Below are 12,247 nucleotides of genomic sequence, written 5' to 3'. Positions count from 1 at the left end.
GGTATTGATACCCATCATGACTATCGACCCCGTACTGGTTCTGGCCCCGATCTTCCTGACCACCGAATTGCTGAGTCTGGCGCTGTGCATGGCGCTGGCTTCGCTGCGGCGCAGCGGCCTGCCCGGCGTGCGGCAGTGGTTGCTAGCCAATCTTGCCGTCGTGGTTTATCTGCCCTTGCTGGGTTTGCGCGGGATAGTGCCCGACAGTATTTCCATTGTGGCCGCCAATGGCATCCTGGCTTTGTCTGTAGCCCTGTACTATGCCGGCTGTGCCCATTTTCTTGGCCAGCCACCACGCTGGAACTGGCTGCTGGGTGGTGCGCTGCTGCAGGTGCTGGCGGTAAGCTACTGGCGCTACGGGGACAACAGCCTGCCCATGCGGGTGATGGCCATTTCCGCTTACAGTGCCGTGGTGTGTACCGCTACCGCCTGGCTGATGCTGAAACATTATCGTGGTCGGCGCAGCAGCGTGCATTATCGCTTGCTTACCGGGCTGGCCTGTATCTTTGCCTTGTCACAACTGGCGCGCAGCATCTACTTCTACACACTGCACCCGGCACCTACCAGCATCATGCTGGCCAGCGGCTGGAATATCGTGCTGCTGTGCCTGGGCGCTGCCATCATGCCTGCCCTGTCGATGTCTGCCGTACTGATGCTGCACGAGTCCTTGCAAACGGAGGCCGAGAATGCTGCCAATCGTGATTTCATGACCGGCGCACTGTCACGCAAACACCTTTTCACCATCGGTCAGCAGCAGATACTGCACGCGGCGGCATCACATCAGCCATTGACGCTGCTGTTGATCGATCTGGATCACTTCAAAACCATCAACGACACATTTGGCCATGCCGCTGGCGATGAAGTACTACGGGCTTTCGCTGACATGGTGCATGGGCATCTGCGCGGGCAGGACACCCTGGGCCGGCTGGGTGGAGAAGAATTTGCCATTCTGTTACCCGATGCCACCGTGGAGGCTGGATGGCAGGTGGCCGAGCGGCTGAGACTACATGCCCAGCAGCATCTGGTCAGCAGCAGTTTTGGCGATTGCCGCTACAGCATCAGCATTGGCGTGGCGGACTGGCATGGTGGCGAAAGTTTTGATCAGCTATGCCGTCGTGCCGACCAGGCTTTGTATGAGGCAAAGAACAATGGTCGCAATCGGGTCCATGTCAGCCCTGTTGGTGTAGTGCCGGCGGCAGTGGCGGGTTGAGCGATGTCGGAGTGTAAAGTCAGTGTGGGCTGGCATCGCAGTGGAAGCGACACCGTGTTCCGGAAAAATTGTTTTCCCGGCAAAACCATTGAAAGATCTTGCTGTCGCTAGGATTCTTACCAGAACACAGCCAAGCCACAGGCCGTAGCATCGTATTGACAAAAGAAAAGCCGCAGAATGCGGCTTTTCTTTTGAGTGGTAAATTTTATTGTCGGGTAAACTCCGCATCCAGGCCACCACCTTGCAGCCCGGGCAGTTGAATCTGATAGACGTTGCCATTGACAACGGCCTGGCCGATACGGTGATGCCCACTGCTCACCGCGGTTAGTCCATTTTGCCCCGCCATGGTAACGCGGATTTGTTGTTGGGCAACTTTGGGGTTTTGCATTGGCCAGTGCTGACCTGCATCGATGATTTCGTTCATTTTCTGCCTTTCTGTGCAGCGAGTAATAAACGTTAAATATCCAGGTCTGCAACAAACTGAATGGCCTTGTCTCCCAGTTTGTCGATAACGGCTTGTCTGACTTTGGTGTAAATGTCGCCATCCAACGTCATGGTATTGGTGGATTTGTATAAAGACATTTTGGATGTGGAGTAGGTAAACCAGAGAAAACCGGTGGTTGATTCGGTAGTGTTGAAGTAGAAGGATGCGTTTTTCATGACCACCGAACCATTTGACAAGCCGCAAGGAGCAATCTGGAAATTACCAGCGGTAACGCTGCTGCTGGAGCTATTCCATAATACCAGGCCATGACTGCCGCTATCGAGTGCACCCAAGGCATCAATCGTCGCCTGCGAGACAGCGGCCTCATCTTCCGATGCAATCGCTTTCAATATTTCAATCACTGCTTTGTTCATTTCAAATGAATCACCAGCGGCATTGTATTTGTCAAAATTAAAGGCCTGGATTACCCAGCCTAGTGGTTCCAGCACACTTTGATAATATTTATACCAATCCTGGGTTTGTACCTCCCGGTCATATTTTTTGTTGGCTGCCAGCTGGGCAAGTAATGTGGAATTCAATACGTCCGATTTGTTCTGGCTGTCCAGGCCTGCCACAAATGAAACCAGACTGCCATCTACGACATAACCTCCTTTGCTATCGTCGGGTGGTGGAGTGGTGGTGTTTGCCAATAGATTGGACTGTAAGGTCAAATTGCTGGCGGGTAGTTGTAGATTATTAATGAAGTTGAGGCGGTCTGAAATGGCAAGCATGACTATTCCCTTCGTGCATGGTGAGAAGACTTTTTGCCGGTATTTATCTTGCGGCTTGTTCAGGCTAGGTTTGTCTGATGTCGGGAACAACATGCTTTTTACTTAGTAAACTTACCTATGCTGAATATTTTGCATGAAATAACCTGAGCTGGCATTAAGCAGGGTTTTGGTTTTGGGGATATGTGCAGGGGAGATCGGGTGAGAAGATATTTTGAGTAATACTAATAATTAATGTTGGCTTGATATTGCTTTATTAATTTCACATTGAAAATAAAAGCGGGACAGTCCGGGCTAAGGGCGGGGAAGCATGGCCACATGGCCAGTGTACGCGTAGCAAATCATCTGTCGCATCCTGGACGATTTTTGGCAAAACACATCAGCAGATTTGTTTCTGCCTGTGTTTTTAGGGAGCTGCAATAGCGGGGAAGCGGCAAAAAAAATGGGCACGCCCTCTCGGGGTGCCCAATGCTGGTGCAAATCTAATCTACAAGTGTAAAGTTATTAACTTCAATAATTTAGCGTCCCTACAGCAGCTGTGGCTCAGTCGGCTGGTTTGAAACTCAGGCAGACGGAGTTGATGCAGTAACGCTCGCCGGTGGGTTCCGGGCCATCCGGGAATACATGGCCCAGATGGGCATCGCAGTTTGTGCAACGCACCTCTACGCGCAGCATGCCGTGTGATGTATCGCGCAGGCGGGTAATGCGTTCACCGGCAGCTTCGGCCCAGAAGCTGGGCCAGCCGCAGCCTGCATCAAACTTGGTATCGGAGTGGAACAACAGGCTGCCACAGCAAATGCAGTAATAGTCACCGCGCTCGGTGCGCAGGTAATGTTCGCCGCTGAACGGGCGTTCGGTGCCGCCCTGGCGGGCGACACGGTATTGTTCCGGGCTGAGCCGGGTACGCCAGTCGGCATCGCTGATGGATTTCGGGTCGTTCATGGCCATTCCTTGAGGTGGGGCTGTGGCTGTTGGTCGTGGCTGCTGGCTTGATCTGACGCGTGGCAGGCTTACAGTTCGTCCAGGCTGCTGTCCAGATGGGTCTCGTCGGCCCATTTTTCAATTTCCCAGCAGCCATCTCGATAGCTGACCCAGTTGAGTGCTGCATTGGGGATGGGAAAGTTGCGTGCGCCGTTCAGTCCCTGACCACTGGCGGTGCGGTGCACCATCTCCAGCACGCCGCCATGGCTGACCACCAGAATCTGCTCCCCCGGATGTTGCTCCGCTAGTTGCTGCATGCAGTGCATGATGCGCTGACTGAAGGCGTGCAGGCTTTCGCCGCCTTGCAGGTCAAAATGCAGGTCTCGCTCCTGGTGCAGCCGGTAAATGTGCGGGATATGCTCGCGTGCTTCGTCGAAGGTGCGCCCCTGGAAGGCCCCATAATGCCGTTCTTTTAGCGCGGGGTGGGTTTGCAGCGGCAGGCCCAACTGGCGGCTGATGGCGCTGGCGGTCTGGCGGGCGCGGGTCAACTCGCTGACATGCAGCGCGGCAAACTGCAGTTGCTGTCTGCCAAGTGCGGCGGCCAGCTGTTCGGCCTGCTGCAAGCCGCGCGCATTGAGCGGGATATCCAGATGGCCTTGCAGGCGGCGCTCGCGGTTCCAGTCGGTTTCACCGTGGCGGATCAGGCAAAAACGGGTGATGGGCATGGGTGTTTCCGGATGGTTGAGCGGTTGAAGCGGGATTACAGTATGCCGACACCAGAGATTTCACGCGCCAGGTTGGCGGCGTAGTTGTCGGTCATGCCCCCTACGAAATCCAGTACTTTCATATAGGCCTGATACAGGCTGTCTTCTGGCTTGATGTGTTGCTCCAGCAGCCCCATGGCCAGGTGTTGGCGCGGGGTCAGCTGTTCTGCACCACGGGTGACCAAGGCGTGCACGGCAGGGATGAGCACGTCCAGGATGGCCGCAATGCAGGGGTAGGAGGCCAGTTCGGTAACCAGTTTGGTGCGGTGGCGGTATACCTTGTTGCTGGCCAGTTCCTTGGCCTGAATCAGTGCTTCCTGTACCTCGGCATCCGTCAGGTTGATCAGGTCCTTGGCCGGAAATTCGCCAGCAAGAAGGGCGTTGTGGTGCAGCATGAATTTTTGCGCCACTTCGGCCACGCAGCGGCCAATGGCGATGCCGCGCAAGGTGGCGCATTTCTGCTTCACGTCGTGCAGGTTCCACACCTTTTCGTATTCGGTGAAGCGGGCAAACAGGCCTTCGAATTCGTGTACGTCCAGAATGCCGATTTCCACCGCATCTTCCAGGTCCAGAATGGCGTAGCAGATATCGTCGGCCGCTTCCATCAGGTAAGACAGCGGATGGCGGCTCCATTCCAGTTCGCCCTTGCGCGGTAATTGCAGCTCGGTGGCAATGCGCTCGAAATAGGCCAGCTCGGTACGGTAGATATTGAACTTGTCGCGCACCAGTGCCTTGGGTGCGTCGGATGTCCATGGGTATTTGATCAGCGCACCCAGTGCCGCGGCAGTCAGGCGCATGCCGCCTTCATGGTTGTACATTTCCAGCGTGGCCAGCATGCGCAGGCCGTGGGCGTTGCCTTCGTAGGTCTGCACATCGCGGAGCTGGGCGGCATCCAGCGTGTGCAGGAAATGGGCGTTGCGTGCATCGCGGAACCAGTCGCGCAGTGCATCTTCGCCGGTATGGCCAAACGGCGGGTTGCCGATGTCGTGTGCCAGGCAGGCTACCTGCACCACCGCACCAATATCAAAGGGGCTGTAGCCCGCAGGCATGACGCCGGCGTGCTGCATCATCACGCCAACCCGGTTGCCCAGACTGCGGCCGACACTGGCCACTTCCACGCTGTGCGTCAGCCGGTTGTGGGTGTGGTCGTTCTGGGCCAGCGGATGTACCTGGGTCTTGCGGCCCAGGCGGCGGAAGGCGCTGGAAAACACTACCCGGTCATGGTCGATGTGGAAGTCGCTGCGCAGTCCGGCACTGCCTTCATCGGTAGCCGGGGTGCGGGTGGGCTTGATTTCCCCTTGTACCACCTTGAAGCGCTGGGTGGAGAGCAGGGCAGTCCATTGTTGTTGCTGGTGCTGGGTCATGGCAGGCCGTGGCAGGTTGGATGTAGCGATGATATGGGCTTTGCCGCCCGGGGAAAAGCAGCTTGCCGCTCAGCGCAGGGCATACAGGCGGATCAACTGGCCGTGGCGGTCTTCGGTAATGTAGAGTGCGCCGTCGGCACCGGCGCGGATTTCTACCGGGCCGCCGGGGCCTTTGCTGTCTTTCCAGTTGCTGATCAGTTCCAGCCCCTGGCCAGTGGGCAGGCCCTGGCGGTCGGTCGGATAGGCCATCAGGCGGTGGCCATGCTGGCGATAACCATGAAATCCGACAATCAGCCAGCCGGCAAAGCGTGGCGCGGCCTTGGGCCCCAGCCACCAGGTCAGTCCCAATGGTGCGGCATGTGCGGGTAACAGGCGGTAGGGGGCGATGGTTTGACTGCAGTCGTAGGCGGGAAACTCCGGTGCCGCCACCTGTTTGTCGTAGCAAAAGGGCCAGCCATAGTGCTTGCCGGCTTGCAGCAGATTCAGCTCGTCGTGTGGCAGTTCATTGTCGTTGGGCAACTGCAGTTTCAGTTGGATGGCGTCGCGGCTGTTTTCTGCCTGCAGCAGGATGCCACTGCGCGGATGCACGCCCAGTGCCATGCTGTTGCGCAGGCCGCGGGCAAATACCCCCATATCGCTGACCTTGCCATTGTTATCGATGTGATAGCGCCACACCACGCCGGCCAGGTCCTGCTCACTCTCGGGGCAGTGTCCGCTTGCCTGCTCGGCTGGCGATGCGTTTTCGCAATTGTCGGATGAGCTGCCGATATTGACGTAGAGATCGCCATTGGCGGCCAGGGCAAAGGTAGTGAGCGGATGACGCTGGCGCGCTGGCAGGCTGATGACGGTTTCGCGTTGTTGTGGCGCTGCCAGGTCAAAGCGGATGATGCGTCCCACTTCTCCCACGTAAATCTTGCCATCCGGTCCTTGCGCCACGCCGTGCGGACGGTCCAGCCCTGTTAGCAGCACAGTCTGCTGCCAGCTGCCGTTCTTGCGTTCCAGTTGCAGCAGACGGCCTTGCGGGGCATCCCAGCGTGTCATTTCGGTCAGCAGCAGCTTGCCGTCCGGCAGGATGGCAAGTCCACGCGGCATTTTCAGGCCGCTGGCAATGATTTCGGCGCACAGGCCGGGCAGGACGTGCATGCCGGGTGGTGCAGCCTGAGGGCAGCGTTCGGCAGCTTGCGCCGACAGGGGCAGCATCAGGCAGGCAAGGATAAGCAGGTGACGGACATGCATGCGTTTTCTCCGGGAAGTACCGGCACAAGCCGGATGCTGCCAGCAACAATAGCAAGGGCCTGCCGGAAAGTCGCCCTTGCCGTGCGATCAGCTCAGGGTTGGTGGGGGGCTTGAGCCGATAAAATCTGCTTGCGATGATTGTGCATGTAAATGATAATGATTGTCATTAACAAATGAGCGAGGTGATGTCATGCTGTGGGCAATCATTCAGCTATGCGGAGTGGGGGTAATGGTGCTGACGCGGTTTGCTTACCGGCCATTGCTGCGGCGTAGTAGTCACCTGCTGGTGGGGCAGTGCATCCTGCGCTGGCCTGTGCTGCTTGGCATGGTGATCCTGCCCTTGCTGGCCTCGTTTCCGGGCTGGCCGCACCGGTTTTCGCTGGCCCTGTCACCGCTGGCCGGGCCGGTGGGCTGCCTGATGCTGGCGTATGCATGCTGGCTGTTCTGGCGTAGTCAGCATGATGTGCTGTTGGGCAATGCGCAGCGCAAGCCATGGCCGGGCGGGGTTTATCAGCGTATTCGCCATCCGCTGTATGCGGCCCTGTGGCTGGCGGCACTGGCCCAGTTCCTGCTGGTGCAGGATGGCTTGGCGGGCAGTGGCGGTGTGCTTGCCCTGCTGTTCAGCTATGGACGCAGCGTAAGGCGGGAGGAAGGGCTGTTGCTGCAGTGGCTGGGTGATGCCTATCGCCAGTATATGCAGCACACTGGCCGGCTGTGGCCTCGCGGGCTGGCGCGCTAGCGCTGCCGGTTGTTCTCAGGGCTGACCATCGATATTGCTCAGCATGGTGGTGATTTCCGCCGGGCGATACAGGGCCGGGCCGCTTCGATACACCGTCAGTTTTCCTTGTTCGATGAGGCCGACTTCCAGCTGCCTGCTGGCTGGGTCCAGCAGCAGGTAGGCCATCTCGCTGCCGCCTTCGTGCGGCTTGTTGCCACTGACATAGAGCAGCTGGTCCCGGCTTAGCGGGCCGCTAACCTGCATGTTCTGCTGGAACACGGCAAATTTGCTGCCCAGCAGTTGCCGCAACGCGTCCGCCACCACGCCGGTCTGGTACAGGCCGATGTCGGCCGGGTACTTTCCTACCTTGTTTTCCAGCGCCTGCCATTGCTGCTTGCCATCCGCCTTGCCTGATGCCTGTTTCAGGATGGCCATGGCATTGCCCAGTGCCGGATTCTCCGTGAGCAGTGTTGCCGCCTGCTGCTTGGCTTCGGCCGTGACATTGCTTGCCTGCTGGCGCAGTGCGGCAAGCGGTGCGCTGCTGGCTTGCAGGCTATTGTGGGCTACGCCGATGGCGGCTGAGGCCGCTTGCTGTACCTGTTCGCTTTGTTGCTGGCTGCAGGCGGTCAGCAGGCAAAGCCCTGTCATGGCCATGACTTTTCTGTGCGAGATCATGATGGCTCCTGGTACTGTGAACGATGGCAGAGTGTCTGGGGCGGCAAGAGTTCCTGTTTTTTATCGTAGTAATGCTACATATATTCTTGCGCATCACCTGTAGTTAACATTCACTATGAAAAACATGAATGTTTGAAATCGAACATATTAGCCTGCTCGTTACTGAGTGGCCTTATTCTGCGCGCGGGGTCGTTGTGCTGTTGCTGTCGGTGCTTGTGGCTTTGGCGGCAAAAGACGGCAGGTGCGCCTGCACGGCATGCACTTTGCCTGTTTTGCTGCTATGGTGTTGATTATCAACAGGTCTGCGTATGCGGTGCCAGACGCCTTGCCGCTCAGGCGGGGGCTGGATTTTCCCTGTTGGGCAGTCAGGGCGCTTTGTGCGGTCCTGGTTTGATCTGCATCAAGCTGTTATTTTCGATATCGAATGTAGTATTGTTTCCATAGAGAACAATTTCGGGCTTCAATCAGGAGATAGTCATGGAATCGATTGCTCAACAAGCCGTACAAGCTGACCCGTGGCGGGATTTTGCCGCCGGAGACTGGCAAACCCGTGTCGATGTACGCAACTTCATCCAGCGCAATTACCAACCATATGCTGGCGATGCCAGTTTCCTTGCCGCCGCTACCGAACGCACCCAGGCTTTGTGGGAGGCGCTGGGGGAGTTGCTGACACAGGAACGCGCGAAGGGGGTGCTGGATGTCTCGGCTGACCGCGCAACATCCATCACGGCGCATGACGCTGGGTATATCGATCCCAAGCTGGAACTGATTGTCGGCCTGCAGACCGATGCGCCGCTCAAGCGTGCCATCATGCCAAACGGTGGTTTGCGCATGGTGGAAGCCGGTCTGGCTGCCTATGGCTTTACCCTGGACCCGGTGATCAAGGAAGTCTGGAGCAAATACCGCAAGAGCCATAACCAGGGTGTGTTCGATACCTATACCCCGGAAATTCTGGCCGCGCGTAAATCCGGCATCATCACCGGCCTGCCGGATGCCTATGGTCGTGGCCGCATTATTGGCGATTACCGTCGTGTCGCCCTGTACGGTACCGATTTCCTGCGCAAGGAACGCCAGCAAGCCTTCCATGAACTGGACGACGCCGTATTCACCGAAGACGTGCTACGTCAGCGTGAAGAGCTGTCCGAACAATTCCGTGCGCTGGATGAGCTGCGCGAAATGGCAGCCAAGTACGGCTACGACATCAGCCGTCCGGCGGTGAATGCGCGCGAAGCCGTGCAATGGACCTACTTTGCCTATCTGGCTGCGGTGAAGGAGCAAAACGGTGCCGCCATGTCGCTGGGCCGCATTGCCACCTTCCTCGACATCTATATCCAGCGTGATCTGGCGGCAGGCATCCTGAGCGAAGCACAGGCACAGGAGCTGATTGATGATCTGGTGATCAAGCTGCGCATCGTACGCTTCCTGCGCACCCCGGAATACGACCAGCTGTTCTCCGGCGACCCCACCTGGGTGACCGAATCCATTGGCGGCATGGGTGAGGATGGCCGCACGCTGGTGACCAAAAACAGCTTCCGCTTCCTCAATACCCTGTACAACCTGGGGCCGGCACCGGAGCCCAACCTCACCGTATTGTGGTCCACCGCGCTGCCGCAGGGCTTCAAGGATTTCTGCGCCAAGGTGTCCATCGATACCAGCTCCATCCAGTACGAAAACGACGACCTGATGCGGCCCTACTGGGGCGACGATTACGGCATTGCCTGCTGCGTGTCGGCCATGCGCATCGGCAAGCAAATGCAGTTCTTTGGTGCCCGTGCCAATCTGGCCAAGGCCATGCTGTATGCCATCAATGGCGGTCGCGATGAAAAGAGCGGTGCCGTGGTGGCACATGGCTTCGAGCCGATTACCGATGATGTGCTGGACTTTGACACAGTGATGGCCAGGTTCGACAAGATGATGGACTGGCTGGCCGCCACTTACGTGAAGGCGCTCAACTGCATCCATTACATGCACGACAAATACGCATACGAGCGTATCGAAATGGCACTGCACGACCGTGACATCCTGCGCACCATGGCCTGCGGTATTGCCGGGCTGTCGGTGGCAGCGGATTCGCTGTCGGCCATCAAGCATGCCCGCGTGCATGTCATCCGCAACGAAGACGGCCTGGCAGTGGACTACCGTATCGAGGGCGACTACCCGGCCTATGGCAATAACGACGACCGGGTGGACAGCATGGCAGTGTGGCTGACCGAAACTTTCATGCAGAAGATCAAGGCCCAGCCGTATTTCTACCGCAATGCCACGCCCACCCAGTCGGTACTCACCATCACTTCCAATGTGGTGTATGGCAAGAAAACCGGTAACACCCCGTGCGGCCGTCGCGCTGGCGAGCCGTTTGCACCGGGTGCCAATCCGATGAACGGTCGTGACGTGCATGGTTTTGTTGCTGCCGGTGCCTCGGTGGCCAAGCTGCCCTATGCCGCCGCGCTGGATGGCATCAGCTGGACCGCATCGGCAACGCCGGATGCGCTGGGGCATACCGCAGAGGACCGCGTTGCCAATTTGTCGCATTGTCTGGATGGCTTTGCCGCTGCCGGCGGTTTCCATGTGAATGTGAACGTGTTCCGCCGTGAAACCCTGCTGGACGCCATGGAGCATCCAGAACTGTACCCGCAACTCACCATCCGCGTGTCCGGCTATGCGGTGAACTTCGTCAAACTGACGCGTGAACAGCAACTGGATGTGATCAACCGTACCTTCCACGGTAGCCTGTAAGCCAGTCACGGTTTGTCCATCCACCCGCCCGCCGGCAGATGCTGACGGGCGGGTTTTTCATCGGGAGTTTTCATGACCCAGCAGCATGTGGTGCATGTGCCGCTCAGTCAGGGTGAGCTGACCGGCTATGTCCACTCCACCGAAAGCGGTGCCGGAGTGGACGGGCCGGGCATGCGCTTTGTCTATTTCATGTCCGGCTGCCAGTTTCGCTGCCAGTACTGCCACAACCCGGACACCTGGAAGCTGCATGCGGGAAGGCAGTTGACGGTTGAACAGGCAGTGGCGGAAATCGCACCCTATGCCGGCTTTCTCAAATTTGCCGGTGGCGTGACTGTATCCGGTGGCGAGCCGCTGATGCAGGCAGAATTTGTCGGGGCACTATTCACTGCCATCAAGCAGCGCTACGGCCTGCACACCGCGCTGGATACCCAGGGCTTCTTGCATGCCAATGTGGATGATGCCTGGTTTGACCAGGTCGATCTGGTATTGCTGGACATCAAGCACAGCGACCCGGTGCGCTATCAGCTGATTACCGGACAGGCGCTACAGCCGACGCTGGATTTTGCCCAGCGGCTAAAGCGGCTGGGCAAGCCGATGTGGCTGCGCTATGTGCTGGTGCCGGGTTTGACCGATGGCGCGGCTGATATCGCCCGCCTGGCAGACTACGCAGCCAGTCTGGGCAGTATCGTGCAACGGGTGGAGGTTTTGCCCTTTCATCAGATGGGAGCAGCCAAATGGGCAGAACTTGGACTGGACTACCCGCTGGCCAACACCCCGGCCGCCGCTTCGGCGGTAGTGGATGCGGCCCGGGCCTTGTTTGCTGCGCGAGGGTTGACTGTCTGTTGAGGCGGGTGGAGAACCAGGGTATGGGTTAAAGGTTCTGGCTATCTTTCCGAAACTTCTGATAGGTATTGTTTCTCAGCTCAGGATAATACGACGGGTAGGTCATTGAACAACCCTGAAATGATTGTCCGAAGCGATGAATAAAGAACCGTGCAAAGCCGGCAAGCAAACCGGCAATCTGTCTTCCCGGGTGATCAGCGAACAGATTAGTACCCTGATCGACCGGCTTTCCAAAAAAGGCCAGTGCATCGTCATCTGGGAAAAGGAGCGCTTGCTGTTTTGCTCCATGGATAGTCGCAATGCCCAGCGCTACCTCGCCAAACCCACTTGCCTTGGGGTCTATGATGCTGATGTCACCTACTGGGATGTGCAGAAAGACCTTAAAGAAATCCTGCAGCGCAGTTGATGGTGTATTGTGGCGAACCGGTGTGGCTGCGGTCGGCTGCATCATTCTGATTTACCCCTGTAGCCATATCCGGTACAGTCCGCCTTTTCCATCGTCAAGGCAGGCTTCTGACAGGAGGCTGCCAGCCGTCCCGTCAGTGAGTCCTGCCCTTATGCCGGGCTC

12 protein-coding genes are annotated in these 12,247 nt (G+C 57.8%); 4 read left to right on the top strand and 8 right to left on the bottom strand.

The features are described from left to right. Nucleotides 1-16: 16 nt before the first annotated feature. A complete protein-coding gene (locus QVF59_RS02980) occupies nucleotides 17-1,210 on the top strand; it encodes a GGDEF domain-containing protein (protein ID WP_287877287.1) in 1,194 nt (397 codons plus the stop codon). Between the two features lie 205 nt (nucleotides 1,211-1,415). Here the strand turns inward: QVF59_RS02980 and QVF59_RS02975 are convergent, their stop codons facing one another. The 6 genes from QVF59_RS02975 to QVF59_RS02950 form a co-directional block, all read right to left on the bottom strand. Continuing rightward, nucleotides 1,416-1,634: a hypothetical protein gene (locus tag QVF59_RS02975; protein ID WP_159875943.1), complete on the bottom strand. Its 219-nt coding sequence runs from the start codon at nucleotides 1,632-1,634 to the stop codon at nucleotides 1,416-1,418. A 32-nt stretch (nucleotides 1,635-1,666) separates the two neighbouring features. Continuing rightward, nucleotides 1,667-2,518: a hypothetical protein gene (locus tag QVF59_RS02970; protein ID WP_287877285.1), complete on the bottom strand. Its 852-nt coding sequence runs from the start codon at nucleotides 2,516-2,518 to the stop codon at nucleotides 1,667-1,669. Between the two features lie 447 nt (nucleotides 2,519-2,965). Beyond that, complete coding sequence (msrB, locus tag QVF59_RS02965; RefSeq protein ID WP_287877283.1) at nucleotides 2,966-3,364, bottom strand: peptide-methionine (R)-S-oxide reductase MsrB; 399 nt, start codon at nucleotides 3,362-3,364, stop codon at nucleotides 2,966-2,968. 68 nt (nucleotides 3,365-3,432) lie between these two features. Further along, entirely contained in the window at nucleotides 3,433-4,068 is a 636-nt protein-coding gene (locus tag QVF59_RS02960) for a histidine phosphatase family protein (RefSeq protein ID WP_287877281.1), read from the bottom strand. Between the two features lie 35 nt (nucleotides 4,069-4,103). Next, entirely contained in the window at nucleotides 4,104-5,471 is a 1,368-nt protein-coding gene (locus QVF59_RS02955; protein ID WP_287877279.1) for a deoxyguanosinetriphosphate triphosphohydrolase, read from the bottom strand. Between the two features lie 69 nt (nucleotides 5,472-5,540). Next, the gene (locus QVF59_RS02950) at nucleotides 5,541-6,707 is read right to left on the bottom strand and encodes a PQQ-dependent sugar dehydrogenase (RefSeq protein ID WP_287877277.1); all 1,167 of its coding nucleotides are present in this window, start codon (nucleotides 6,705-6,707) and stop codon (nucleotides 5,541-5,543) included. Nucleotides 6,708-6,897: 190 nt separating this feature from the next. Here QVF59_RS02950 and QVF59_RS02945 point away from each other — a divergent pair, with 190 nt between their 5' ends. Then, nucleotides 6,898-7,446: a hypothetical protein gene (locus tag QVF59_RS02945; RefSeq protein WP_287877276.1), complete on the top strand. Its 549-nt coding sequence runs from the start codon at nucleotides 6,898-6,900 to the stop codon at nucleotides 7,444-7,446. A gap of 15 nt (nucleotides 7,447-7,461) precedes the next feature. On the opposite strand, the gene QVF59_RS02940 is transcribed toward QVF59_RS02945, so the two are convergent. Further along, nucleotides 7,462-8,100 carry an Ivy family c-type lysozyme inhibitor gene (locus QVF59_RS02940; RefSeq protein ID WP_287877275.1) on the bottom strand — a complete coding sequence of 213 codons (639 nt, stop codon included), beginning with the start codon at nucleotides 8,098-8,100 and terminating at the stop codon, nucleotides 7,462-7,464. 477 nt (nucleotides 8,101-8,577) lie between these two features. Between QVF59_RS02940 and pflB the strand changes: the two genes are divergently transcribed. Continuing rightward, entirely contained in the window at nucleotides 8,578-10,836 is a 2,259-nt protein-coding gene (pflB, locus tag QVF59_RS02935; RefSeq protein WP_287877274.1) for a formate C-acetyltransferase, read from the top strand. A 72-nt stretch (nucleotides 10,837-10,908) separates the two neighbouring features. Further along, nucleotides 10,909-11,682: a pyruvate formate-lyase-activating protein gene (gene pflA / locus QVF59_RS02930; RefSeq protein WP_287877273.1), complete on the top strand. Its 774-nt coding sequence runs from the start codon at nucleotides 10,909-10,911 to the stop codon at nucleotides 11,680-11,682. 25 nt (nucleotides 11,683-11,707) lie between these two features. Here the strand turns inward: pflA and QVF59_RS02925 are convergent, their stop codons facing one another. Beyond that, complete coding sequence (locus QVF59_RS02925) at nucleotides 11,708-12,130, bottom strand: superoxide dismutase family protein (RefSeq protein WP_287877272.1); 423 nt, start codon at nucleotides 12,128-12,130, stop codon at nucleotides 11,708-11,710. Nucleotides 12,131-12,247: the final 117 nt, after the last annotated feature.

Source organism: Aquitalea sp. (genome assembly GCF_030150775.1).
GTDB classification, from domain to species: domain Bacteria; phylum Pseudomonadota; class Gammaproteobacteria; order Burkholderiales; family Chromobacteriaceae; genus Aquitalea; species Aquitalea denitrificans.
Note: the sequence above shows the minus strand (reverse complement) of the source record. Positions and strands in the feature narration are given on the sequence as shown.